Origin of the sequence: Streptococcus constellatus subsp. constellatus, assembly GCF_023167545.1 — a bacterium.
GTDB lineage: Bacteria > Bacillota > Bacilli > Lactobacillales > Streptococcaceae > Streptococcus > Streptococcus constellatus.
In genome coordinates, this window is record NZ_AP014647.1 from 1,644,818 (window position 1) to 1,671,201 (window position 26,384).

General features: G+C 38.4%; 28 protein-coding genes and 1 riboswitch. Of the genes, 2 read left to right on the forward strand and 26 right to left on the reverse strand.

Annotated features, from left to right (window positions below):
• Positions 1-16: 16 nt before the first annotated feature.
• The 14 genes from groES to SCSC_RS08115 form a co-directional block, all read right to left on the reverse strand.
• Complete coding sequence (gene groES, locus SCSC_RS08050; RefSeq protein WP_003070727.1) at positions 17-298, reverse strand: co-chaperone GroES; 282 nt, start codon at positions 296-298, stop codon at positions 17-19.
• Positions 299-441: 143 nt separating this feature from the next.
• Complete coding sequence (locus SCSC_RS08055) at positions 442-732, reverse strand: hypothetical protein (protein ID WP_006269983.1); 291 nt, start codon at positions 730-732, stop codon at positions 442-444.
• A 13-nt stretch (positions 733-745) separates the two neighbouring features.
• Positions 746-1,576, reverse strand: a complete 831-nt coding sequence (locus SCSC_RS08060; RefSeq protein WP_003070729.1) for a PTS system mannose/fructose/sorbose family transporter subunit IID — start codon at positions 1,574-1,576, stop codon at positions 746-748.
• Position 1,577: 1 nt separating this feature from the next.
• Complete coding sequence (locus SCSC_RS08065) at positions 1,578-2,426, reverse strand: PTS mannose/fructose/sorbose/N-acetylgalactosamine transporter subunit IIC (protein ID WP_003028530.1); 849 nt, start codon at positions 2,424-2,426, stop codon at positions 1,578-1,580.
• Positions 2,427-2,458: 32 nt separating this feature from the next.
• Complete coding sequence (locus SCSC_RS08070; RefSeq protein WP_003028529.1) at positions 2,459-2,953, reverse strand: PTS sugar transporter subunit IIB; 495 nt, start codon at positions 2,951-2,953, stop codon at positions 2,459-2,461.
• Between the two features lie 23 nt (positions 2,954-2,976).
• A complete protein-coding gene (locus tag SCSC_RS08075) occupies positions 2,977-3,411 on the reverse strand; it encodes a PTS sugar transporter subunit IIA (protein ID WP_003070731.1) in 435 nt (144 codons plus the stop codon).
• A gap of 247 nt (positions 3,412-3,658) precedes the next feature.
• Entirely contained in the window at positions 3,659-4,945 is a 1,287-nt protein-coding gene (locus SCSC_RS08080; RefSeq protein ID WP_037565851.1) for an ABC transporter substrate-binding protein, read from the reverse strand.
• The gene (locus SCSC_RS08085; RefSeq protein ID WP_003070735.1) at positions 4,942-5,625 is read right to left on the reverse strand and encodes a response regulator transcription factor; all 684 of its coding nucleotides are present in this window, start codon (positions 5,623-5,625) and stop codon (positions 4,942-4,944) included. The genes SCSC_RS08080 and SCSC_RS08085 overlap by 4 nt, the downstream gene beginning before the upstream one ends.
• The gene (locus SCSC_RS08090) at positions 5,618-6,931 is read right to left on the reverse strand and encodes a sensor histidine kinase (RefSeq protein ID WP_003070736.1); all 1,314 of its coding nucleotides are present in this window, start codon (positions 6,929-6,931) and stop codon (positions 5,618-5,620) included. Before SCSC_RS08090 ends, SCSC_RS08085 begins: the two co-directional genes overlap by 8 nt.
• Complete coding sequence (locus tag SCSC_RS08095) at positions 6,931-7,917, reverse strand: sugar ABC transporter substrate-binding protein (protein ID WP_006269997.1); 987 nt, start codon at positions 7,915-7,917, stop codon at positions 6,931-6,933. Before SCSC_RS08095 ends, SCSC_RS08090 begins: the two co-directional genes overlap by 1 nt.
• 300 nt (positions 7,918-8,217) lie before the next feature.
• On the reverse strand, positions 8,218-8,613 hold the full coding sequence (locus tag SCSC_RS08100) for a single-stranded DNA-binding protein (protein WP_003070740.1): 396 nt from the start codon (positions 8,611-8,613) through the stop codon (positions 8,218-8,220).
• Between the two features lie 71 nt (positions 8,614-8,684).
• The gene (ytpR, locus tag SCSC_RS08105) at positions 8,685-9,311 is read right to left on the reverse strand and encodes a YtpR family tRNA-binding protein (RefSeq protein ID WP_003070743.1); all 627 of its coding nucleotides are present in this window, start codon (positions 9,309-9,311) and stop codon (positions 8,685-8,687) included.
• Between the two features lie 21 nt (positions 9,312-9,332).
• Complete coding sequence (locus SCSC_RS08110) at positions 9,333-9,650, reverse strand: thioredoxin family protein (RefSeq protein ID WP_006270004.1); 318 nt, start codon at positions 9,648-9,650, stop codon at positions 9,333-9,335.
• On the reverse strand, positions 9,647-9,934 hold the full coding sequence (locus tag SCSC_RS08115) for a DUF4651 domain-containing protein (RefSeq protein WP_006269980.1): 288 nt from the start codon (positions 9,932-9,934) through the stop codon (positions 9,647-9,649). The genes SCSC_RS08110 and SCSC_RS08115 overlap by 4 nt, the downstream gene beginning before the upstream one ends.
• 119 nt (positions 9,935-10,053) lie before the next feature.
• On the opposite strand from SCSC_RS08115, the gene pepA reads away from it, so the two are divergent.
• Both pepA and SCSC_RS08125 read left to right on the forward strand, forming a co-directional pair.
• Positions 10,054-11,118 (forward strand): glutamyl aminopeptidase, encoded by a 1,065-nt coding sequence (gene pepA / locus SCSC_RS08120; protein WP_022524629.1) that lies wholly within the window; start codon positions 10,054-10,056, stop codon positions 11,116-11,118.
• Positions 11,119-11,241: 123 nt separating this feature from the next.
• Positions 11,242-11,880, forward strand: coding sequence for a hypothetical protein (locus tag SCSC_RS08125; protein WP_006270005.1), 639 nt, complete (start codon positions 11,242-11,244; stop codon positions 11,878-11,880).
• A gap of 378 nt (positions 11,881-12,258) precedes the next feature.
• Here the strand turns inward: SCSC_RS08125 and SCSC_RS08130 are convergent, their stop codons facing one another.
• From SCSC_RS08130 to SCSC_RS08185, 12 genes are all read right to left on the reverse strand, one after another.
• Positions 12,259-12,819 (reverse strand): folate family ECF transporter S component, encoded by a 561-nt coding sequence (locus SCSC_RS08130; protein ID WP_006269984.1) that lies wholly within the window; start codon positions 12,817-12,819, stop codon positions 12,259-12,261.
• 35 nt (positions 12,820-12,854) lie between these two features.
• Positions 12,855-12,944, reverse strand: a riboswitch (THF riboswitch).
• 54 nt (positions 12,945-12,998) lie between these two features.
• Entirely contained in the window at positions 12,999-14,309 is a 1,311-nt protein-coding gene (locus SCSC_RS08135; RefSeq protein WP_006269974.1) for a bifunctional folylpolyglutamate synthase/dihydrofolate synthase, read from the reverse strand.
• A 62-nt stretch (positions 14,310-14,371) separates the two neighbouring features.
• On the reverse strand, positions 14,372-15,010 hold the full coding sequence (locus SCSC_RS08140; protein WP_006270006.1) for a CPBP family intramembrane glutamic endopeptidase: 639 nt from the start codon (positions 15,008-15,010) through the stop codon (positions 14,372-14,374).
• A gap of 282 nt (positions 15,011-15,292) precedes the next feature.
• On the reverse strand, positions 15,293-17,152 hold the full coding sequence (locus SCSC_RS08145) for a proline--tRNA ligase (protein WP_006269987.1): 1,860 nt from the start codon (positions 17,150-17,152) through the stop codon (positions 15,293-15,295).
• A gap of 37 nt (positions 17,153-17,189) precedes the next feature.
• Positions 17,190-18,461 carry a M50 family metallopeptidase gene (locus SCSC_RS08150; protein WP_006269996.1) on the reverse strand — a complete coding sequence of 424 codons (1,272 nt, stop codon included), beginning with the start codon at positions 18,459-18,461 and terminating at the stop codon, positions 17,190-17,192.
• 152 nt (positions 18,462-18,613) lie between these two features.
• Positions 18,614-19,417 carry a phosphatidate cytidylyltransferase gene (locus SCSC_RS08155; RefSeq protein ID WP_003070759.1) on the reverse strand — a complete coding sequence of 268 codons (804 nt, stop codon included), beginning with the start codon at positions 19,415-19,417 and terminating at the stop codon, positions 18,614-18,616.
• Positions 19,418-19,425: 8 nt separating this feature from the next.
• Positions 19,426-20,175 carry an undecaprenyl pyrophosphate synthase gene (gene uppS, locus SCSC_RS08160; RefSeq protein ID WP_006269972.1) on the reverse strand — a complete coding sequence of 250 codons (750 nt, stop codon included), beginning with the start codon at positions 20,173-20,175 and terminating at the stop codon, positions 19,426-19,428.
• Positions 20,176-20,313: 138 nt separating this feature from the next.
• On the reverse strand, positions 20,314-20,649 hold the full coding sequence (yajC, locus tag SCSC_RS08165) for a preprotein translocase subunit YajC (RefSeq protein ID WP_006269993.1): 336 nt from the start codon (positions 20,647-20,649) through the stop codon (positions 20,314-20,316).
• A gap of 103 nt (positions 20,650-20,752) precedes the next feature.
• Positions 20,753-21,241, reverse strand: coding sequence for a prolyl-tRNA synthetase associated domain-containing protein (locus SCSC_RS08170; protein WP_003070763.1), 489 nt, complete (start codon positions 21,239-21,241; stop codon positions 20,753-20,755).
• Positions 21,242-21,333: 92 nt separating this feature from the next.
• On the reverse strand, positions 21,334-23,310 hold the full coding sequence (gene tkt, locus SCSC_RS08175; RefSeq protein WP_006269971.1) for a transketolase: 1,977 nt from the start codon (positions 23,308-23,310) through the stop codon (positions 21,334-21,336).
• 141 nt (positions 23,311-23,451) lie between these two features.
• The gene (ulaG, locus tag SCSC_RS08180) at positions 23,452-24,543 is read right to left on the reverse strand and encodes an L-ascorbate 6-phosphate lactonase (protein ID WP_003070767.1); all 1,092 of its coding nucleotides are present in this window, start codon (positions 24,541-24,543) and stop codon (positions 23,452-23,454) included.
• A gap of 161 nt (positions 24,544-24,704) precedes the next feature.
• Positions 24,705-26,375 (reverse strand): BglG family transcription antiterminator, encoded by a 1,671-nt coding sequence (locus tag SCSC_RS08185; RefSeq protein ID WP_006269999.1) that lies wholly within the window; start codon positions 26,373-26,375, stop codon positions 24,705-24,707.
• Between the last annotated feature and the right edge of the window lie 9 nt (positions 26,376-26,384).

Here is a 26,384-nt window from a genome sequence, read left to right on the forward strand (position 1 = left end):
TCTATAAATGTTTAATTTATTCAACAATCGCTAGAATATTTGTCTCATTGACAACGAGGTACTTTTCTTCGCCGTCTTTGACTTCAATTCCTGCATGGCTTTCAACGAGAACAGTATCATCGGCCTTCACGCTTGGAGCAACGAGTTCACCGTTGAGCGTACGAATTCCTTCCCCGACAGCTATAACTTTTGCCGTCTTCGTTGCATCTTGTCCTGCGCCTGCAATGACAAAGCCACCAACTTTTTGTTCTCTTTCTTCTACTTTTAGGACCACACGGTCGCCTAATGGTTTAAGCATTTGTTTACCTCCAATATCTTGTTTTAGCACTCTATGTACACGAGTGCTAATATTTACATTTTCTATTGTATCACTTGGTCAGAAATAGTCAAGAAAAAAACTCTGTCAAACGACAAAGTTTTTAGGGGAAAGCAAATAAATTTTTATCGAGCCAATCTTAATTTTTCTTCAAAATCATCAATAACTCTTTGAAGATTCAGTCGTCCTTTGTAAATACCATAACCAAAGACAAGCATGGCTAATATTCCCAACACTGCTAGGATTATTCCAAGAACAAAGGCAATAAAATTGGTCTGACGGAAGAAATAAACCAGAACAAGACCGATACTAGCAATAGTAAAGAAGAGACTAAACCAACGCCCTAGATTTTCAATCATGTGTTTTTGGTATTGAATTTCCGTTTCATATCCTTGAATCAATTCTTGTTCTGTCATATTTTTCTCCTATTTAGTATTTCAATCCTGGGTTGAAGAAGCCAACCAATACACCAAGGAAAGCAATTACTACAAGAAGCAACATTACTTTGATAGGTGAGAGATTTTTCTTAGCCATTAACCACCAGCAAAAGACGATAAACAAAGCTGTCAATAAACCTGGATAAACACCGTCTAATTGGCTTTGTAAAACCAAGAAGGCTTTCCCTGAAGAATCTTTCAATTTGAAAGCTGTCTTAACAGGTACCCATGTCGCTGCAACCGCACCGATGACCATACCACCAATGATAGACACCGACTTACGGATAGCTTGTCCTTGAGGGCCTACAAGAAATTCAACTGCTTTATCTCCTAGTTCGTACCCTTTAAAGTAGGCGAATTTCATACCAAAGTAGGCGAGCAAGTTCCAAACCACGATATAGAAAATCGCACCAAGTGGTGAGCCACCATTTGACAAACCGAGAGCAATACCTAGTATAATCGGAATCAAGGTACCAACAATCAGTGAATCACCAATTCCTGCAACAGGTCCCATGAGACCAGCACGAAGACCGTTGATTGTTTCATCATCTACTCCATCAGCCCCATTCGCACGCGCTTCTTCTAAACCTGCTGTAATCCCTACAATCAATGCACCTAATTGCGGCTCCGTGTTAAAGAATGCGGTGTAGGTGTGCATTGCTTTTGCTTGATCTTCTTTTTTAGAATATAATTCTTCCACAATTGGTAGCATTGAAGCCAGATATCCAAAGGTTTGCATGTGTTCTTGTGAGAAGCAAGTTAAGTTCCCATAATACCAATGATGAAAAGATTTTCCTAATGTTTTTTTCGTTAATTTAACCATTTTAAATATCCTCCTCATCGTCATCATCAAAACTTGCACTAGCAGCCGCTTGTGCTCTTACATTTTTCGCCATTTGAATTTCATAGAATAATACTGCAAAGATTAATGAAATGACTGCACAAGATACAAGGTTAAGTCCTAATGAAGCTGCTAAAGTAAATCCAACAAAGAATGGAATGAAATCAACAGCTTTTTCAACGATTTGTTTTAAGAGGATGGCAATTCCGACACATGGAAGGAGAGAGCCGACCGTAAAGAGGGTTTTCATTGGAATACCATCCAATGGAAGAGCTGTTTTTAAAGCAGTAACCGCATCGGCACCTAATTTACACATAATAAGCGTTGGCAAGAATGAGAATACTAAATGGGAAATCCATGGGAAGCCCCAGTCTACCACATATAAGCGTTTAAATTCACCTTTTTCAACAGCTTTCCAGCCAATATGTTGCCAAAGTAGATTCATAGTAGCTGTACCATAGAAAAGAACTGTACCGACTGTACCAACGAGTGTTCCCATTGATTTAGCCAAGTTAGCAGCATCTGCAGAGTCAAGTGACAGTCCTTGTGATTGAATAGCAACCATTGCCAGAGGGATCCCAATATAAGAAACCGCACGAACGTCAGCTGAAACAGTACCGCCAGGTGTTACCAAAGCGATGTAAACAAGTTGCATCGCAACCCCACAGATGATACCTAATTTCACATCTCCTAGGATCAGTCCTGAAACAAGACCACCTACAAGTGGGCGTCCAAGAGTATAGTTACCAATGGATGTACCACCTAGGCCAGGCATGGATGATAGACAGGCAAATAACCCTAATAAAGCGGCTTGAAACCACGAAATTGTCATAATAAAGCCTCCTTAATGCTTATTATATTTTATTAAAAACCGAATTTAGACTTGAAATCGTCCCAATAGCCAATAGACACATCTGGTAAGAGTTGGAATTTTACTTTATAGCCAGCTTTTTGAATTGCTTCAAGTGCTTCTGCTTCTTCCTGTGTAATGGATTGATTGTTTCCCAATTTAGTAGCACCCGGACGATCATTAGCTGGACCAACGATGATTTCTTTGATATCACCAGGCACAAAACCTTGATCAACTAGTATTTCTTTCATATCAATTGGATTTTTAGTAATCAAGAAATAGCGACTATCGGAATCCAATACCTTTTGTGATTTTTCTTTCCATGCTTCTTTTGTCCAAACAAATGTTTTTTTATCAGAAGCTGCTTTATAGGCTTGCTTTAAAACTGCATTTCCTGCTGCAGCATTATTGACCGCAACTAAACCGTCACAAGGATATTCCTTTGCCCAGCGAGTTACTGTTTGACCATGAATCATACGGTCATCAATACGCACAAATGAAATTGTCATGATACATCTCCTTTTTACACTCTTTAAATATCGTCTTCATCCTCTTCGTCACTAGAAGTCACATCAAATTCTTGTAATGCTGCGGAAGCTTCTGAGAGAATAGCTTGTGTCAATTCTTTTCCTTCTAGCATATCTTTCATCACTAAACCTGTGAGTCCCATTGTTAAATTGAGACCACCAAGTACGACTGCAGTATTTAACTTGTCAAGTTCCGCTAAAACGTTGCAAGCTGTTGTCAAAGGGCTTCCTCCGACAATATCTGCTAATACCAAAACCGTATCTTCTACACTAAGACCGGATAATGCTTGACGAAAATCAAGAGCAAAATCATCAACAGACTTGCCTTCTTTTAATCCTACTGCAATGACTTGATCTGTCTTATCACCAGCAAACATCTTAAGCGAGCTTTGTACTCCTTCTGCTAGTCCACCATGACTGACTAGTACCAGATATTTCATGTTCTTTCCTCCTTCATTTCCTGTCTTTATTTTACTAAATATGGAACCGGTTTCATATTGTCAAATGTCACTTTGTAAAGATGACAATTGTTAATTAAAATGTGACATTTGTCATCTAGATTTTCAAAAATAAAAAATAGCCAACTTTGAGCTGAACTGCGCCTCCAAAAGTTAGACTCAAAAATCTAACTTTTGGGGCGCAGCTCAATACTCACTTAGCTATTTTCTTTTTAATACTGTTAAACTTCTATTTGCCTGTTTCTTCCATTTCTCTTTGAATACTTGGCAAGCGACTGTCGATTTCATTGTTCTTAAGAGCATTTTCAAGTAAGTGATCAATGCGTTCCAGAGAGTGATAATCCACATCTCGACTAATATCTAAGACAGAATGTTTCATCATATGATCCAATCTTTGAGAAGTCAATGAATTCAGACCAAAATCATCTGCTTGTAAAATCTTTTTCGTCTGACTGCTTTTAACAACTGATAACAAGACTGATGTCCCCTGCGACTTTTCAAATAATTCCTGCTGATTTTTTTGATTTTGACCCAATAACTTCATAAATTCCCAAGCTAATTTATCCTGTTTCGTCTTTGAAGACATGGCCAAAAGAGACGTCTTCACTTGTGTTGCAGGAATACCTGCTTTAGCAGCTGGCATGGGAATACAAGTCCAAGAAAATCTAGAATACTTCGCTACATGATAAGGATAAGGTTTATAAGTCCGATATTGCGCCAAACTCATAGGATAAAAAGCCACCTTGCTTTCATCAAAATCATTTGATGTTACCTTATACCGTTGATTTAATGAAGTTAATTTGCTGATAAAGGACAACGCTTGATGCATTTCTGCGCTATCAACATTGACACCACTTTGATTTCTCAGATGACCATTATAAGCTACTAAGGCCTGCTTCCAGGTATAATCCGTAATACCATACTGGTCAATCAGACCGTCCCCGTTTGTGTCCTTTGTGACTTTTTGACAAATCGCATACAAGTCTTCTAAAGTCCAATTAGAATCGGGAATCGAAACTCCTTCCTTTTTCAGTAAATCCTTATTGACACACATCATGACAGGATTGCTTTCAATCGGCAAAGCATAGCTGTGCCCCTGATATTGTCCGGCTTGATAAGCAACTGGATAGTAAGCGGCAACTTCATCTTTGCTAAGTAAAGAGTCTAAGGATTTGAAAGCCCCGGAAGCCGCTAACATCGAAAAATCATTTTCAGGCACCATAAACACATCTGGCTGTTCCCCTTTTAAAATTTTTTCAGCTAGCCAGCCGTCGTAATCTTTCTTAGGAATACCACTCTCATAGACCACTCTAACTTGTGGATGTGACTTTTCAAATTGTCGAATAATATTGTCTAATATTCTATTTTCACGGCTATTTGGGACATCCCAGCTACTACCAGCATAAACTCCGATTCGCAAAATTTTCTTCTGAGTAGATGTCCATAAAACAAAGCCCAGAGCCACTAGAAGAAGGCTTGAGATTAAAATTACCATATATCGAAATTGCCACTTCATTTGTCATTGTCCTTATTAAAATCACGCTGGGTAACACCTGTCTGTACAGCCCATATAGCTAATTGCGTGCGGTCACGTAAGTTTAGCTTTGATAAGATGCCAGATAAATAATTCCGTATAGTCCCTTCAGACAAGAACAACTTCGCTGCAATTTCCTTGTTTGAAACTCCAAAACCAATTTGTTGGATAATCTTCCACTCAGTCTGACTCATATCTTCTACATTTTCTTCCGCAACAGAAATGGCAAAATTCGACTGCGCCATTTGTGAAAAGATTTTAAACACTTTGCTAGCAATGTTCGGATTAATCATAGCTCCGCCTTTGTAAACCGTTTGAATAGCTTGATACAATTCTTCAGTAGAGACTCCTTTTAAGATATAACCAGAAGCACCATATTTTAAAGCAGAAAAAATGAAATCATCGTCATCAAAAGTTGTTAGAATAATAATTTTGATATCTGGATAGTGTTCTTTAACTGCCTTTGTACAGAGAACACCGTCCATAACAGGCATTCGAATGTCCATCAAAATCACATCAGGGTGTACATGATGCAGTTTGTCAAGCACTTCTTTGCCATCTCCGACTATTCCCACTACTTCAATATCTGGATGTGCCGATAAAACAATCTGTAAAGACTCACGAATCAAGGCCTGATCATCTGCAATTAAAACTTTAATCATTCTTTCCTCCTATTTTCGGAATTTTAATATAGGTATAAAAGCCATTACGATTTTCAAAATGGACACTACCGCCAATAATCGCTAGGCGTTCCTGCATTTGCTTTAGACCATAACCATAGTGAAGCTCGTCAAAACCAACTCCATCATCTTGTATAGTCATGATATAATTCTCTTCTTCTAATAACTCAATCCAAACCGTTTTGGCATGCCCATGCCGTACCGAATTGGTAATGGACTCTTGAATCACCCGAAAGACAATATCTTCTTTTGCAATATCCAAATCAATTGTGGCCCATTCATAGCGAAAATGAATTTCCAAATTAGAAATGGCTTCATATTCTCGAATAATTTTGAACAACGCTTCCTTTAAGCTATTATTTTCTAAAGCACCAGGTCGCATTTTATTGAGTGAACCTCGCACATCACGGATACCATCCCGTACAACCACAGAAACATTTTCTAACTGTTCCTTAGCACGATTTTTGTCAATATCCACCAATACTTTAACTGCATCAATCCCCGCAGAAATCCCTGTCAAAGCATGCCCTAGCGTATCATGAATTTCTCTAGCGATTCGCTTTCTTTCACGGTCTTCTGCGATTTTTTCAGATAAGGCTAAATAACTATTCAACTCGCGATTGGCTTGTGCGGCCATGCGTAGCTCTTCTTCAATATGATGTTTTTCGGTCATCGCAGATAAAATATAGAATAGTAGAGAAATCATAAAGACAACTAGATTCAGTGAAAAGAGAAAATTCTTTCCAAAAAGGAGAGCCATGCGAATCGATTCTGGACAAAAGCGAATATAAGTATCTAACGAAGGCAATTTGACAAAAAGCGACATTAAATCATAGTTGGATAAGAGCAACATGGTAAAACTCAAAATGATAAAGGAAAACCAGTATTTCCGATCTTTTGAGGTGTTAAATTCTTTGGAACCATAAAAAATATCTGCAAAAACTAAGAGAATCAGACCATTATAAGAAGAATGCAAGACAGAAAAGATAACTAACATCAGCAAAATCTCAATAATAGTTACTTTATCATAAACGGATAGCTGATTTGGATGCTTCTCACGGTAATAAAAAACCAACAATAAGCAAGCATAAAAAGCAATAGACATCCAAAAGCTAAAACTCGGCGATCCTGGTATAGCATCTAAACGTCCTAACAGTGAATGAGCATATCCTTTTGCCACTACATAATTCGTTGCAAAAAGATAAATAGAGGCATTATAAACAATGGCAATAAAATTGATGACCATCAAAGCAATTTTGCTATAAAAGATACTTCTATTTTGTCTCATTATTGCCACCCTGTAATTGTATATTGAGCGATATTCTCTTTATTTACTAAATGAACAGGAATGAGATATTCCTCTTTGTAAGCTTGATGTTTCATCATGCGCTCAATCACTTCTGTCACCTTTCTGCCCATTTGAATTGGAGACTGAGCAACCGTCCCTTGAATATCATTGGTATTTGCCAAGAAATTCTTAATATCAGGTGAGCCATCTACGCCATAGATTGCAATCTTGTCTGTCACACCTTGATCTTTTATAGCCGCAAGAGCTCCGATAGCTGCACGATCATTTAAAGACATGACCACATTAAATTGCATCCCTTCATTCAGGGCTTTTTTTACTTGAGGCATACTTTCTTCTGTTTGCCCCAATGTCTCTCGCTCAGAGACCACCTGATAAGCAGGATGTCCTTTAATCGTGTCTAAAAATCCTTGAATTCGGTCCATCGCAGACACTGCATTACGATGTTCCAACAGTAAAATCTTCGCACTTGATAATCGTTTCATCATATCATTTGCGATTAACACGCCTGCTTGATAATTATCAGATACAATAGTTGTATCAACCTTGGCTTCCTTACTAATCGGTGCATCTACAACAATAATTTTAATACCTGCTTTTTTAGCTTTCCTCAAAGATGCAATAATTTTTGAACTATCGCTTTTAACGGGGTTAATGACAATGACATTCACTTTTTCTTGAACAAAATAATCAATCTGCTGGCTTTGCTTGTCTTCGTCTAGTTCTGGGTCTCGCACATAAAGCCGATTGCCCTGTTGATTCGTTTTTTTCTCAATCTCCGCATTTAAAGTTTTATAAAAATCATTATTCATCGTCATATAGGTTGCTCCTATCTTGACCTGTTTACTATCTGATGACATTCCCTTTACAGAGAGAAAAACTAAGCCCGTCAAAACAAAAACTAATAGAGAAAATAATAGATATTTACGACAATTGCGATATTGCTTTTTTCCTTTACCTGCTCTCATTTTTTCTCCTTATCAACAGCAATCTTAAACAGAAAACTCTGTTTTAGCTAGGTTTATTATATTATATTTATACAAAAAAACAAAACTTCGACAAGAAAAAGAAGTGTGAAAAACTTGAAAAATCCCTCTCACTTTCTTGTTTTTAGACTCAAGTTGAAACTAAATGCAACATCTTTTCAGATTGTTGGTTTCTATATTGTGCATATTTTTCGTACGTTGTTGAAAGCACAAAATGTTAACAGTTTTTACTCTAACTAGAAATAAGTAGACTGGATGTTGTCCAGCCTACCTTATTTTTATTTAAAACGGCAATTCCTCTTCTTCTAGAACCAAATCTGCCAAGTCTGCACCTGTATTATTCTCACGAAGAGCTCGTTGGGCACGACTTTCTAATAACTGGAAGCCGTTGCAAAGTACTTCTGTTACATAATGTGTCACACCGTCTTTCTCATAACGGCGAGTACGAAGTTCTCCATCAAGAGAAATTAAGCTTCCTTTTGTTGCATAACTTGCTAAGGTTTCGGCTAATTTGCCCCAAACAATGACGTTTACAAAATCCGCTTCTCGCTCGCCATTTTGTCCTTTATATCGGCGATTAACAGCAAGCGTTGCACGCGCCACAGATTTATCATTAGCTGTTTTATTTAACTCTGGTGTATTAACCAAGCGACCAATTAAAATTACTTTATTATACATTTTCTTTTCCTCCTAACTATTTATTCGTAAGAAAAAAGAAAAAATCGTGAAAATCCACGATTAATTTGTACTTATTCTTGCCAATGTTTGATTGGATCAAAAGCTGTTCCTACTACTTCTGAGCTTGCTAATTCAATAATTCCGCGCTTTTGTGGGGCATTTGGCAGTTGCAACTCACGAGGACTGCACATCATACCAAAACTCGCTACTCCACGCAGTTCACCAGGAAAAATCAAGTTTCCTTTTGGCATCATAGCACCAGGTAATGCCACAATCGTCTTCAGACCCACTTTAGCATTAGGCGCTCCTGCTACGATTTGAATTACTTTTTCTGCTGCGACTCTTACTTGACAAATATTGAGATGGTCACTATCCGGATGTGCTTCCATTTCAACAATTTCACCCACTACAAATTTTGGAGTAAGGTCATTGACTAATTCTGGCTCAAAACCTGCTTGACTCAATTCTTGGTTAAGAATTGAAATTTCTTCATCGGTCAGGAAAACTTGTCCGCGATCAGTGATATTAAAAAGATTGGAAACCCCAAAAATATTCCAAGCAACCGTTTCTCCAGTATCTTGGCGATAGACACGCGCCACATCACCTTTGCGTTCAGCAGATAACTTAGCATCTTGACTGTCTGCAACAATCACCATCAACACATCGCCAACATGCTCTTTATTATATGTAAAAATCATTGTTCCTCCACTATATACAATTCATACTAACTGTGCTAAAAATTCATTGATTTGCATCTTCGTTTTTCGCTCTCGATTAACAAAACGACCAATTTCTTGCCCATTTTCTAAGACTACCAGGCTAGGAATGCCATAGATATTCCATTTTTTGGCAACTTCCATATAGTCATCACGATTAACCTCAACAAAGGTAAAATCGGGATTTTCTGCTTCGATTTCAGGCAGCAATGGTTTTAGAAAACGACAATCTCCGCACCAGTCAGCTGTGAAAAGGAAAACAGTTTTTCCTTCACGATTTACTAATGTTACTAATTCTTCGATAGTTGCTGGAATCATCATTGTTCTTCCTCATAGCTCAATTCGCCATTTTCATACACAAATGTAAAGTGCCGATCATCTTCGTACACCACACCACCAACCAATTGGTGTTCATCTGACTTGTATAATTGCACATACAGTGTAGCAATTGGACCTAATTGAGATAACCTTTTCCGAATGTCAGCAACTAATTGCTCACGCTGCTCAGCTTCTTTTCGTTCATCCAACGTTTTTTTAGTCGCATAAGCTGCAATCCCTACTCCCGCAAGTGCAGCCGTTGTTAATAGAATCCTTTTAGCTTTCATGACAATATTTTAACACAAAAGATAAATTGGGACAAATCGAAACACTATTGTTTTTTATCTTTGAACGCTACCCAACTATGATAGAAAATGATAAAATAAGAGCAGAAAGAAGGTTAATGATGTCAGAATTATTTTCAAAAATTAAAGAAGTGACAGAAATCTCTGCTATTTCAGGGCACGAAGCGCCTGTTCGTGATTATTTGCGTGAAAAAATCACCCCTCATGTGGACGAAGTCGTAACAGACGGCCTAGGAGGCATCTTCGGAGTGAAACATTCAGAAGCTATTGATGCACCACATATACTCGTTGCTGCACACATGGACGAAGTTGGCTTCATGGTGAGTGAAATCAGAGCAGACGGAACTTTCCGAGTCGTTCAAATCGGAGGTTGGAATCCACTGGTGGTCAGCAGCCAACGCTTTAAATTATTTACTCATACAGGAAACGAAATTCCTGTTATTTCAGGCTCCATTCCACCGCATTTGACACGTGGAACAGGTGGACCAAGTCTACCAAGGATTGAAGACATCGTTTTTGACGGTGGGTTTGCTGATAAAGCGGAAGCTGAAAGCTACGGGATTCGTCCCGGTGACACGATTGTGCCAGACAGTTCCGCTATCCTCACAGTCAACGGCAAAAATGTCATTTCTAAAGCTTGGGATAATCGTTACGGCGTCCTCATGGTAAGTGAACTGGTTCAGGCACTTTCTGGACAAAAACTTGACAACGAACTCTATGTTGGGGCAAACGTCCAAGAAGAAGTTGGCTTACGTGGTGCTCATGTTTCAACGACTAAATTTGACCCAGAAGTTTTCCTTGCGGTGGACTGTTCTCCAGCTGGTGACATTTATGGCGATCAAGGTGCCATCGGAGAAGGAACCTTAATTCGTTTCTTCGATCCAGGACATCTCATGCTACCAAATATGAAAGACTTCCTTTTGACAACCGCAGAAGAGGCAGGTATCAAATATCAATACTACTGTGGCAAAGGCGGTACTGATGCAGGTGCAGCACATCTGAAAAATGGCGGCGTACCTTCAACTACTATCGGTGTCTGTGCACGCTATATTCATTCTCATCAAACGCTCTATGCAATGGACGACTTCCTCCAAGCTCAAGCTTTCTTACAAGCTCTGGTTAAGAAGTTGGATCGCTCAACTGTTGATTTGATCCAAGGTTATTAATACTTTGTGAAAACCGCTTCACACTTTATTTGTTTTTTAACTTTTATTAGCGATAAGCTAGATAAAGTTGCAGACAGGCTAGAGGAGATTATAAAATTTCTTGAAAAATGAAAGGGAGAACATATGTTATACTTAATTATTATCTTCAATATTATATGCTTCGGAGTTTCTTTAGTATTTTTTGTATTAAGCTTTTCTAAAAGGTTCAATAATTTTAGATGGCTGAGTGCTTTAGGTATGTTGATTGCCTCCGTTCTATTTTTTGTATTAATGGCAAATTATATCAATGAAGTTAGAACAAGTTCACAAACGAGCGAAACTTCATCAACTACTACGGAGTCTACAACTTTATCTTTAGATGAGTCTTCTTCTGATGAAGCGCCTACTTCCAAGGCTAGTTATAGTAGTTCGTCTAACACAAGAGCCTTTGACCCCAATGATTATGAAACTCCTGATTTTGGAGTATGGAATCATGATCAGTTAGAAAAAGATAAAAAAGTAAAGATAATTGGGAAAATACTACAGAACACAAAAGACGAGGATATGCGCTATCTTCGTGTAGCAATGGATGATGATTATGATAAAGTTGTAATGGTTGGAGTCCACGACTATGTTTACAATGCTGTTATCGCGGAAAATGATAATGTAACGTTTTATGGTATGGCAAAAGGTTTAACGTCATACAAAAGCACACTGGGAAAAGAAATCACTTTACCGTTTATGTACGGTCATCATTACACCGTAAATAGTTACGGTAAATAAAAAATCCCCACGCTCAACTTTGGCCGCTGCGAGCGTAGAGCGTACCTATAGAAGTCCTTAGCCAATCTTTAGGGCACACAAAGATATATATATATATAACATAAGCATTCAAATTCATAACGATCTTTCCCCCCAGTTTCAGACGCTTTTATTGCGCATATAGCCCCGAATTTCCCTCTACCAAACTTCATATTCTGTAATTGTTTGCCGATTTTAAGATATAAAAAAGAATGCCTCTAAACCTAATATATTTAGATTTCTAACAATACAATCATATCATATTATATTTTATTGAATATAAAACAAGCTAGGTTATAAATTTACATTTGAAAAGGCTGCGGACAGTGATGTCCCAGCCTTTTTCTGCTTTCATCATTTTTACTTATTGTTTAAGCCCATCAACTTACGAAACTCAGGAATCCGTTGCAGCTGCGGAACAATGAGCATCGTCACAAATACTCGTAAAGGAATTTCAAAAACTGACCAAGCCCGAGCTGCATATAGAGCAAAAAATGGTACCTTATATTGCAAATGTAGAACTAGTGGTATCAATGTAAATGTTCCCACTCCCATAATAGCTAATGTGGCTAATGTAACCCACAACCAGTCTTTCTTGCGCTCTACTTTCAATTCTTTTCCATAAAAGAAATAACCATAGAGCATACCTTGCAGCGCTTCAATCAATGTAAACCAGATAATAAATGGATGTCCTTGATTTACAAAAAAGAAAGAGGCTACATCGTAAATAGCAGAAACCAGACCAGACAATAATGGACCAGCAATCGTTCCCATAAGGGTATAGCTAATAAAGGCAGGGCTTAGCTTCCATAAATTAGGAATAACAAAGACTGAGAACTTCTCCAACACAAAGCAGAGAGCCACAATCATAGCAAGGGCAACCAAAAGTTGCACCGACAACTTAGGCGAATTCTTTTTCATAGTTCGCTCCTTTTCTATTCGGGAGCCGTCTGATCGACAGCGGATGCAATGGCCTACCGCACAAAAGTTTCGTTGTATGGCAACATCCCATCCATACACACTTAACGCAGACCACTTACTCTGTGCAAATGAATTGCTCTTTTATTCTATCATATTTTAATTAGTTAGAAAATTATTTTTTATCTATCATTCAGTAGATATTTTCTGACTTCTGCAAGGAAGTAAAGAGAGCCTGTGATAAGCAACAGCTCTTTCTCTTCGTGTTCATCTCTTTGATACTGTGTTAAATAATGCTCCCAATTAACAAAGGCAAGCTTTTCATTCTTTGCCAAACCTTGCATCTCTTCTTTTGAAAAACTTCGTGCATCAGCAAATGAAGTTAGTAATAATTGTACTTGTGGAACCTTTTTTAACAAAGCAATCATTTCTTGTACATCTTTTGTTTGAATACAAGAAAATAAAACCTTTTTTTGATAATCTGGAAAATGGCTTTCTATAGAAGCAATCAGTGCTTTCATTGCATGAGGATTGTGTGCACCATCTAGAAAAATCAAAGGTGCAGTTGAAATTTTTTCCAAACGAGCAGGCCAATACGTTTGTTTCAATGCCCGTCTTATCTCATCTTGCCTTAACAACGGCAAACCTTTCAAGTAGCAATAGTGATCGCACAATTCAAGTGCCAATCCCGCATTCTCAACTTGATGAACACCAAAAAGAGCACTTTGATAGCCTTCTTTCAGCCTACATGCGTTTGAAAACAAGAATTCTTCTACCTCTGCCGAACTTTGCACAAGCTCCACCTGATAGTCTTGCCCATAACAAACATGAGGAGACTGAAGTTGTTGAGCCTTATTGTGAATAACTGCTAGTGGTTCGGAAGCAATCTTTCCTGTCACCAACGGCACACCCTCTTTGATAATACCGGCTTTCTGCTCTGCAATGTCTGCTAAGCTTGTTCCTAAAATTGCCGTGTGATCAAGTCCAATTGTCGTAATAGCTGTTAAATCCGGTTGACATACATTGGTGCTGTCCAATAAACCACCTAGCCCTACTTCCATGATAACCACATCTACCTGTTGCTGAAGGAAATACTCATAAGCCAAAACTGTGATAATTTCAAACTCTGTTATTTCCTGTAAAATCGTATCATCTGCCTGTTTTTTTAATAAGCCCTGATAGGTTTGCAATAAAGAATGAAAATCTTGGTCAGAAATAGACACTCCATTGATGGCAATTTGTTCATTATAAGACATCAGATAAGGTGATGTAAACGTTCCAACACGTAGCTTCTTTGCTTGCAAAAGCTGACGTAAATGCGCAATTGTTGATCCTTTTCCATTGGTACCGGCAACATGAATGACCGATACTTGCAAATGCGGATTCCCCCGCAATGCTAAAAGCCGCCTCACTCTTTCTAAGCCCAAATGTGGTTCTGTTGTTTGATGCTGCTGCAACCATTCTAAGTGTTGTTCTTCTTTTTCTTTCATCATCTTTCTTATCCAATCTATAATGCTCTCATTTTATCATAGAAGTGAGATTTCTACAAAATGATTTACCAAAAAATCAGCAAGAAAAGAAGAGAAACACTATTACGCACTAAATGACTAAAAATAGAGAATTCTAAACGAAGACTTGACTTTGGAATAACAAAAGAAAGTAATAACCCCAAACCTGTATAAATGATAAAGCATACCAAATCAGCTGGATTTCGTAAAACGATAAATATCAAACTTCCTATAATAAAACTCGCTCGTGCTTGACCTTTTAAAAATAGAAAGCGAACAACATAGGATCGCACTTCAGGAACGAGCGCAACTACATCAACACCTAGTAAAAAAAGAGAGGAGTGAATGAAAAGGCTCATAAACAATTTCTGACTTTCTGAGACTTCTGCCAAACCTTCTACAATCATCAGATAAGCTCCTATCGCATTGATAAATACCATCATAAGATAGGAAAAACGTAGTAAGGGCCAGTAACGAGCAACCAATATCTCTGATTTAAAATCAGTTAATTCTCTGGAAAAATAACGAAAATAAAGTAGTCCACAAAAAAACAAAATGAACAAAAATACAAAACTGGACTGCTGAAAGGTTAACGATTTGGATAAAGGTGTCGTCAACAATACCAAGGTAATCTGTGTTAGAACGATCAGCAAGCTCATTTGAAGAATATTTTTTATGTTTTTCATTTTAACTCCTTTTTCTACCTTTTTAGTATAAAAAATTTCAACGATTTTACCAGGAAATGCCCTAAAAGGTTATCTTTTATACCTAAAATAGGAGAAAATGAAATAAAGTAAAATAAGAATTTTCTTAACAGTCCATCTTTATCCCACAACAGTTTTTTTAATAAATTGAAACAAAGTGTTCATTCAAAAAATAAAAATAGAAACAATCTCTTTAGGACTATAAGTCAAATTAAGATTGTGCCTATTTTTTGAATTATAATTTAGTTCTTGTTTCGGACCTATTTAATCATTTTTCTTCACTAAAATTTCAAGAGTTTCAAGAAGATTTTCTCCATTGACTTCAATCGTATCGCCAGTTGCTTTGATTTTAACTTCAACGATTCCATCTGCAGCTTTTTTCCCGATAGTCACACGGATTGGTAGCCCAATCAAGTCACTATCGCTGAATTTCACACCAGCACGCTCATTGCGGTCATCTGTTAAGACTTCATAACCAGCCTTGACTAGTTCTGCCTCTAGTTGTTCTGTCAAAGCAAGAGCTTCTTCATCTTTGACATTTACAGGGATTAGATGCACATCAAACGGTGCTAATTCTTTCGGGAAATTGATTCCCCAAGCATAGCGATAGTCTCCTTTTGGTGTTTTATTGACGAAGAGACGTGCGTGTTGCTCCATAACAGCTGATAAGAGACGGCTGACACCAATACCATAGCAGCCCATTACAACAGGAACTGCACGACCATTTTCATCTAAAACAGCCGCATTCATACTTTCTGAATAACGAGTTCCTAATTTAAAAATATGTCCAATTTCAATGCCACGTGCAAATTTCAAGATACCCTGTCCATCTGGTGAAATTTCTCCTTCACGCACCTCGCGAATATCCACATATTCTGCTGTGAAATCGCGGCCCGGATTGACACCGGTCAAATGATAACCATCTTCATTGGCACCAATTACTGCATTGCGCATATCTTGAACTTTGCGATCAGCGATAATTTGAACATCTTCTGGAAGATGAACAGGTCCAAGAGAACCAAAGTTGGCTCCAAATAATTCACGAACTTCTTCTTCACTTGCTGGTTCAAAAAAATCAGCACCTAGATAATTTTTCAGCTTGACTTCATTCAGTTGATCATTCCCAACAAGAAGCGCTACAATCGGTTTTTCATCAGCAATATAAACCAACGTTTTAATTGTTTGGCTTTCATCAACATGAAGAAAAGCAGCGACTTCATCAATTGACTTGCAATCTGGGGTCTCTATACGAGTCAATTCCTCTTCTGCCACGACACGATTGCTTGGTTTGTATTCATTTGTTGCCATTTCCAAATTTGCAGCATAGCTTGACTCGCTTGAATACACAACAGTATCTTCACCAGACACCAACCAACTTGTCAATTCAGCTTTAATGGCTTCTTGCACATCAGCTGGAATTTCATCAAAGCTAGCGACTGACTTGTCCAAGACAACCCAACGGCTGAGGTCTGTCCGTTCAGGTGTAATGGCCATAAATTCTTGACTATCCTTTCCACCCATGGCACCACCGTCACCGATAATACCTTTAAATTCAATCTCACTACGAGTAAAAATATTTTCATAAGCCGTCTTGTATTCATCATAAGTCACGTCTAGGCTATCGTAATTGGCATGGAAGCTATAACCATCTTTCATGATAAATTCACGTGTCCGCAAAAGACCATTCCTAGGACGTTTTTCATCACGATATTTAGCTTGGATTTGATATAGATTGAGCGGGAGCTGTTTATAAGACTTGACAGAATCCCGTACAATTGCGGTGAATGTTTCTTCGTGAGTTGGCCCCAAAATAAAATCTGAACCTTCACGATTTTTTAATTTATAGAGATCTTCACCGTAAGTTTCATAACGACCAGATTCACGCCAAAGATCGGCACTAAGAAGTGCTGGAGCCAGCATTTCGACTGCACCAATTTTCTCAAATTCTTCCCGCATGATTTTTTTTGCTTTTTCAATCACACGATTTGCTAAGGGCAAATAAGAATAAACACCTGCTGATATTTGACGGACATAACCAGCCCGCAACATCAAGGCATGACTAATGACTTGCGCATCACTAGGCATTTCCCGCAGTGTTGGGATTAACATTTTACTTTGTTTCATAAATTCTTCCTTTTATTTATTATTTAGAATTCACCTTTTAAAAGAAGGTTCTCATAATATCATTCCAGGTCACCGCAATCATTAGGAGTACCATAACAGCGACACCTGCCAACGTGACATAGGTTTCTGTTTCCTGCTTTAATGGTTTACGACGAATGGCTTCAAGCAGATTGAGCACAATTTTTCCACCGTCAAGCGCCGGGATAGGAATGAGATTAAAAATGCCGATATTCAGAGAGAGCATAGCTAATAAAGCGATAACACTTTCAATTCCACCTTTAGCTGCTTCACTGCTAGCTTTGTAAATCGCCACAGGACCGCCCAGTTTATTGATGTCTGGATGGAAAATTAAATTTTTTAAAGCATCAAAGATACGGAAACTAGCGTTCCAAGCCATGCTAAATCCGCCCGCAATCATAGACGGAAAATCCGATTTCAAGCCCGGCATCACCCCTAATAAATATCTACCTTGCTCTTTTTTAGGCTTAACTGTCAGCTCTTGAACTTTATTTCCGCTTTTAACAGTCACATTTAGTTCTGACTGCCCTTTACTGTTTTTCGTCTCAGACTGAACAGCTTGGGTCAAATCCGACCAATTCTTGATTTCTGCTTGACCAACTTTTAAAATTTGGTCATTGTTTTTTACACCAGCCTGAGCTAAGGCACCGCCCTGTAAGACACGAACATGATTTGTATGCTGGTCTGCAACGCCCCCCTGCATAAAAATCAACAGCAAAAAAGCTACAATCCCCAAAATGAAGTTGTTCATTGGTCCTGCAAAATTGGTAATGAGGCGACCGCCAAGGCTGGCATTTTGATATTGGACATCAAGTGGTGCAATCCTCACTTCTGTACCGTCTTCTTCTACGATTGTTGCGTCATGGTCAACCGCATACGTTTTTTGCTCATCTAGTACCAAACCAGTGATTTCAAGCTTATCTTCCAAATCAAAGCCGGTCACATTCATGGGCAAAGCCGTCTGGTCGATTTTCTTGCCCGAAATATTGATTCGGATAACCTTGCCTGCTTCATTCAAAGTCAAACTAGCAGGTGTTCCCGTCTTAATCTCTGTTGCGTCATCACCCCAGCCTGCCATACGAACATAGCCACCTAGCGGTAACATCCGAATAGTATATGCTGTTCCATCTTTGCCAATATGAGCAAAAATTTTTGGACCCATTCCAATGGAAAACTCGCGTACCAAAATGCCTGATTTTTTCGCAAAATAGAAATGTCCAAATTCATGAACGACAACAATAATTCCAAAAATAATGATAAAGGCGATAATTCCTATAATACCTGACTGCATTACACCAACCTTTCTACGTTCTCATAGTAATGATTTTCCTTAATTTTATTTTATAGCAAAACAAGGATACTCCATTTTGCTTAAGTTTTGCTTACATTATACATCTCGCAAAAGAAAATTTCCATTTCTGGAAATTCTTTTCGGCTTTCTCATTAGAATAATCCAAAGAAATGCATCAAGGGAAAGACAAACAACATACTGTCAAAACGATCCAAAACACCACCATGACCTGGGATAAATTTACCTGAATCTTTGACTCCAAAATGGCGTTTAATCGCACTTTCTACCAAATCTCCAAATTGACCAGCAATACTAAAGAATACAGCAAAAAGAAGCATGATGGGAAGGTGATGAGGTGCAGCAACATTTTTATCAAACAACATAAAAATGAATGTCACTAGGACTGCTGAAACAATCCCACCCAGACTACCTTCTACGGTTTTATTTGGAGAAACATGAGGAGCTAAACGACGCACACCATATCTTCGCCCAACCAAATAAGCTCCGCTATCAGTTGCCCAGACAATAAACAGAGCCAGTAGTACTTTATCAAAACCAGCTATACGCGCATCTAGCAAGGCGTTGAAACCAATCCCTACATAAAAACTAGCAGCAATCGGATAAGCGGCATCTTCAAAACTGTAATGTTTCCCTAAAACAGTTGAGCCCAACAATATAAAAACAACTAAACTATAAGCCACCACGTTTCCATCTACCGGCAAAAATTTCAAATAATTTTCGAGTGGAATAGTCAGCACAAAAGCAGCCAACATGGCTAAAATACCCTCTAAAGTGGTTGTCCTAAGTCCTTTCATTTGTAGCAATTCATGAACACCTAGCATAGCTAAAAGTCCCATACCAATTTGCAGAAGAGGCCCTCCCATCATCAAAATCGGAATGAAGATAGCAAGTGCTATGCCTCCAAAAATCACACGTCTTTGTAAATCTTTATCCATAAATTCTCCTACACACCGCCAAATCGACGATTTCGTTTACTATATTCCTCAATAGCTGCTTTCAATGCTTTTTCATTAAAATCTGGCCATAAAATATCTGTAAAATACAGCTCGCTATATGCACTTTGCCAAGGCAAAAAATTACTTAAACGCACTTCACCACTTGTCCGAATAATCAAATCCGGATCACGCAACAAGCGAGGTAGATTGCTGGTTTGTAGATAATTAGCAATCATCTCTTCATTAATCTCGCCCGGACTGAATTTAGCATCTAACACATCTTGAGCAATCATTTTAACAGCCTGAACAATTTCAGCACGACCACCATAATTCAAAGCAAAATTAAGGATTAAACCTGTATTGAGCCGCGTCAATTCTTCCGCCTTGCAAAGTGCCTCATAAGTTACCTTAGGCAAACGTTCTGTATCTCCAATCATTTGAATTTTGACATTATTTCGATGCAACTCAGGCACATAACGATCATAAAATTCAACAGGCAAATTCATGATAAAACTGACTTCTTTTTGAGGACGAGACCAATTTTCTGTAGAAAACGCATAAACTGTTAACACCTGAACACCCAATTCTTTGGCTGCAATCGTAACATTTTGCAATGTTTCCATACCGGACTTATGTCCAAAAACACGCGGCTGCATGCGCTTTTTAGCCCAACGACCATTCCCGTCCATAATGATACCGATATGTTTCGGTATTTGTAATGGAACTTCAATTTTTTCTTTTTTCTTAAAACTAAACATCTGCTTGTTTTCCTAATAAAGTTTTACATTTCATTATATCATAAATCCTATGGATATGCGCAATTGACCTCTATTTTTGTCCCTAAACGAACAAAACAGCCGAAAGGCTGTTCTGTCTGCATTATTGTAGTTGCTATTTTATTCTTCAATAGCTGAATCTTCTGACATCTCAACGCTTCCACCAGCTCCTGCAACTGCTGTGATTCCCTCTGTCAGCGGCAATACAGTTTTGATAGCAGTTAATTCAAACGTCAAGTAAACACCATCTACATCAAGGACAACTGTTTTCTTTTCAGTATCGACTTCATCAACCGTACCATACAAACCACCAATTGTAATAACTTCATATCCTTTTTGTAATTTATTCAAGCTTTCCATCCGTTTATCTGCTTGTTTCTTTTGAGAACGTTGCATGAAGAACATCAAGCCCATCATCACAACCAACATAATTAAAATTGAAAAACCGTTACCCATTTTAGTCTCCTTTAGATTTCATATATTATCTACTATAGCAGATTTTAAAGAGATTTACAAGACAGTTCCATTGATTGTACAAAACTCTATCTCAAGGCTGAGATTAGCAATTAACTCTCTTTACTTCATGACCTGTTTTTTCCAACAAACGAAGAAAATCGCTATAAGCAATGTTGAGCGTGGTACTATTTACAAATGGATGAAAACCAACGGTTAAACTAGGATCGACTTCCTCGTCCACAATAAGCTGAACTTTCTTTTCCTTATCAAAAAGCAGCCCAAAAGGTGTGACTGCACCTGGCTCTACTTGCAAAAGCTCCTCTAGTTCCTTGTCATTAGCAAAAGATAACCGTTTTTCATCTAAGACTTCTGCCAAATGTTTAATGTTGGCTCTTTTCTCGTCGCGCAAAATGACTAAATAAAATTGTCGTCCTTTTTTACTTTTCAACACGAGATTTTTCACCTGCTGTCCTGGCAAAACAATTCCTTTTTCAGCCGCTTCAATCACTGAAGAAATTGGTTCATGATCTAGACGCTCATAAGCAATATGCAAATCATCCAATACTTGATAAATCTTTTCTTCGTTTGTCATTTATCCACTCCTTATGTAAGAGGTTTCCTGCTTTTATTATACCACTTTCACAAACAAAAAATCGAGGCAATCTCACCTCGATTTTCGAGATTTTATTTCAAGTTTTTCACAACCTCAACGATATGTTCAACTGTGAAACCGTACTCTTTCATTACTTTAGCTGCTGGAGCAGAAGCACCGAATTTATCAATACCGATAACAGAACCGTCAAGTCCAACATATTTGTACCAAGATTGGGTTGCAGCCATTTCAATGGCAACACGGCGGCGGACTGCATTTGGTAGAATTTCTTCTTTGTAAGCAACGTCTTGTGCATCAAAGATGTCTGTTGATGGTACACTGACAACGCGAACTTTTTCCCCTTGTACTTCCAACTCTTTTGCAGCTGCAACAGCTAAGTTGACTTCAGAACCAGATGCAAGAAGAATTGTATCAAAACCACCTACTGTTTCATACACCACATAAGCGCCTTTTGCTACCTTGTTAAAGTCAGTTTCAGCTTCAACAGTCAAGTTTTGACGAGTAAGAACCAACGCCGTTGGAGTTGTTTTACTTTTCAGTGCCAAGTACCAAGCCGCCTGTGTTTCACGCGCATCCGCTGGACGGAAAACAGTGAGATTCGGAATAGCACGAAGTCCTGCTAAGTGCTCAATTGGTTCATGAGTTGGACCATCCTCACCAACTGCAATTGAATCATGGGTAAAGACATAGGTTACAGGCAAGCCTTGAAGAGCTGATAAACGAATAGCCGCTTTGACATAATCTGAGAACACAAAGAATGTACCACCGTAAACACGAAGCCCTCCGTGAAGTGCCATACCATTTAAAATAGTTCCCATAGCAAATTCACGTACACCGAATTGAATGTTGCGGTTAAGGCGATGGGCATCATCTTGCAAGCCATCTTCTTTGATATAAGTCATATTAGAATGAGCTAGGTCAGCAGAGCCGCCAAGGAAAGTTGGAAGAACTTTAGCTGCTGCATTCAAAGCATCTTGACTAGAATTACGAGTAGCTTGCGAGAAACCTGTTTCTACTACTGGGAAATCTTCTGGCTTGATCTCAACTGGATCTTGTCCCGCAATAACAGCAGCTACTTCATCAGCTAAGTCAGGATAGGCTTGTTTGTATGCTTCAACAAGTTTTACCCAAGCATCATAAGCAGCTTTCCCACGTTCGGCAACATTGACCCGATAATCTTCGTAGACTTCTTCAGGAATTTCAAACGGTTCGTAATCCCATGTAAGAGCTTTGCGAGTAGCGGCTACTTCTTCTGCACCAAGAGGAGCTCCATGAACGGCATTAGTCCCTTGTTTGTTTGGTGAACCATAACCAATCACTGTTTTCACTTCAATTAAGGAAGGTTTGCCAGAAACTTTTGCAGCTTCAATCGCTGCATTGATTGCTTCTAAGTCTGTCCCATCTTTAACCAAAGCAGTATGCCAACCATAAGCATCATAACGTGCCCGAACGCTTTCTGTAAAGGAATCCTTCGTTTCTCCATCCAGATTAATATCGTTGGAGTCATAGAGAACGATGAGTTTATCTAATTTTTGCAGACCAGCGTAAGAAGCTGCTTCGCTAGATACACCTTCCATCAAATCCCCATCACCACAGATAACATACGTATAGTGGTCAAAGATATTATAGCCTTCACGATTGTATTTTGCTGCTAAAAAACGTTCTGCTTGTGCAAAACCAGTTGCCATAGAAATTCCTTGACCAAGTGGACCAGTTGTCGCATCTACACCAGCAGTATGTCCAAATTCGGGATGCCCAGGCGTTTTAGAACCCCATTGACGGAAGTTCTTGATTTCTTCCATTGTGACATCTTTAAAACCTGATAAATGAAGCAAAGCATAGAGCAACATAGACCCATGCCCTGCTGACAAAACAAAACGATCGCGATTGATCCAATTTGGCACTTCTGGATTGATGCGCATTTGCTTGGTAAACAAGTCATAAGCCATCGGAGCTGCGCCCATGACAACACCTGGGTGACCAGATTTTGATTTTTCAATGGCATCAATTCCTAAAAAACGAATGGCATTGACAGATAAATTTGACATTGAACTCTCCTTTTTATATAAGCACTTATCTTTAACAAAGATACGCTATTAATCATTTGGAAAACGATAACATTCCATTCTCTATTATATGAAAATTATCCGCATATCGCAATGTATACGGATAATTCCCACTTAATTTTTTTATAGTAAAGCTTTAAATTGAATGTTTGAATCATGCTCAAAGCAATCATCAAAGCCACGTGGGTGATGATATTCAATCCTGTCTTTGTCTTGCGGATAGGTATATTTACCACCGACTTCCCAGATGAATGGATGGAATTGATATTGGAGGCGCTCTTTACGCATCTTCCACAAGGCTAAAATCTCGTCCGTTGAAGCCATGAAGTTAGACCAAATATCATAATGAACTGGAATAATAACTTTGGCACGAAGGTTTTCAGCCATACGAAGCAAATCAATCGAAGTCATCTTATCTTGAATACCGATTGGGTTATCACCATAGTTATTAATAGCCACATCAATCTTGAAATCTTTTCCGTGTTTGGCAAAATAATTTGAGAAGTGCGAATCTGCACCATGATAAATTGTACCACCTGGCGTTTCAAAAATATAATTGACTGCTTTACGCGCCATTTCTTCATCTGTTACAGGCAGACCTTTCAGTTCACCATCTTGGGCATCAGCACCATCAACTGGAAGTGTTACCAAGCAAGTCCGGTCGAAAGATTCCACAGCTGATACTTTAATATCTTTAAACTCAAAACTTTCGCCGGGTTTAATCACGATGATACGTTCTTCTGGGACACCCCATTTTTTCCAGATTTCGCCACATTCATAAGGTCCGACAAATTTAACATGATTCAATTTCGGATTGTTGACAATCGCTGCTGCAGTATTGATATCAATATGGTCACTGTGAAAATGCGATACCAGATAATAGTCCAACTCATTAATCATAAATGGATCAATCACCATTGGCTGCATGCGCAGATTTGGCTGCAATTTACGTACGCCTGCCATATTTGCCATTTGATGTCCCCGCACCATGTCTTTGACCTTTTTAGTTGATTTTCCGCGGTTAGACCAAAGATCCATGACCACATTAGCTCCGCCTGGTGTCTTAATCCAAACACCACAATTCCCTAACCACCACATAGCAAAGTTACCTTCAGGCACTACTTCTGCTTCAATTTCTTCGTTAAGCCAAGTGCCCCATTCTGGGAAAGTACTTAAAATCCAAGATTCCCGAGTAATTTCGTTTACGTTTGGCATGATCATTCCTCCTCAAGATAATATTATATTTCTATCTTTAGTATAAGCTGCTCTAAGAGAGAAAAAAAGACCAAATAAAGCACAAGGCTGTGTTCAAGATTGGACTATTTTTAGTACCTAAAAAAGCCGGGAATTCTATCCCTAGCTAGTCATCCATTCTTTCATTCTTCCGTTGAAGTTGATAATAATTCTTCGTTTACAAGTTTTTGAATTTTATTTTTCAGCTCTTGTGTGCGAGTTGAATCTTTGATGTAAGACGCTAAAAGGTGCTCTAACTCTTGACTAAATCGTACTCCTTTAGTCGAAAGAGCTTGATCTTTGACAAAAGAAGTAATATTCAATACGTCCTCGTAATCCAAAATGGGCTGAACCTGGATCGTTGGTAGAGTGGTTTCCAATCCGTCATTTGTCGTAATTAATAAATCCACATCTAAAATGTCTTCAACGCTTTTGAATTGTTCTGTCGTAAAAACAGCACTTAAATTTTCATTTGGTAAATGATACAAGCACTGTTTGAGTAGCAATTTCTGCACAGCTACTCCTTCATCACAGACTAAATAAATCCGTTTGGCATCTTGTTTTTCAGCACGATTATGTTTTAAGAATCCACCCATGTGCAAGGCAAGGTAAGCAACTTCATCATCGGTTAATGAAATAAGCCAAGCTTCCTCTAAAATCACAGAACAAGATTTAGTGACTGCAAACAAATCTGCATATTTTTCCTTGATCTGTCGTGTCAATGGATTTTTAGACAGAATGCCGTAGGTTTTACGAAATAGTAGAGCTTTGCAATGCGTCAATAAATTCCGCAACAAATCTTCTTTATTTTCAATTTCAAAGTGCGAACTAACTTCAAAACGCCAGATAAACTCATCAATCGCTTCTTTTAATTGGACAAAATCTTGACTGGTTGCATGAATATCCCGATCTTTCCGGTAAGAAAGCAAAAGAACAGTTAAGAGTGAAATCTCAATATCATTTAGTTTCAAGCCAAATGTCGCCCCTAAATTGTTATTCAAATGTTTAGCTGCTTGATATTCAATCCGCTTGCGAATCAAGGTAAACTCACGCTTCAAATCTTCCTGTTCTTCCTCACTTAAAGCCATATTTCGACAGCTCAACAGAAGATATGGTAAGACTTGCAACATAAATTTGATTTCATGGCGATTGATTTTCTTACCTAAGTCTTGCTCTACATCTTGTACCCTTTGGTTAAGAAAGTTTTGTAAATCATCCGACAGAAGAATCTCATCACCAACAAAATTCCTTATCTTCTTTGTTAAAATCGTAACAAAACTATGATTTCCCTCTGCAAAAATGTGATACAAGAGAGAATGTACATATTGGATTTTATTGAGTGGATGACATTTCAAAAGATATCCTTGCGCTTTTGTGGATGTAAGGTTGACTTGATACTGCTCTGAAGCTAACTGATTGCGGATTTCGTTCAAATCATTAAGAACGGTATTCCGAGACACCTCGGTCAATTCCATCAGTTTTTCAATGGTGACACGCTTGTTTGCAACACAAATATACAGAACAGTCAACTGCATGCGCTCGGTCATGCTCATGACATAACTATAAGAATCGACTCCTTCCAGCAAGGATTGGCATAACTCTTTTTGCTGTGCAGTTAAGACAATCCCTACCCTCGGACGACTGCTAATCATTTCACCAACCTCTGCCAAAGCGTCATTGATTTTTTCCAAATGATAATAAATCTTCCTCCGCGATTGATTGGTTGCCCGTGAAATCGTCATAATCGTTTCTGGCTCTTTCAGCTGAATGAGGTATCTTAGTAAGTCACAACTTGTCTGGTCCAATAGTATCATCATTTACTC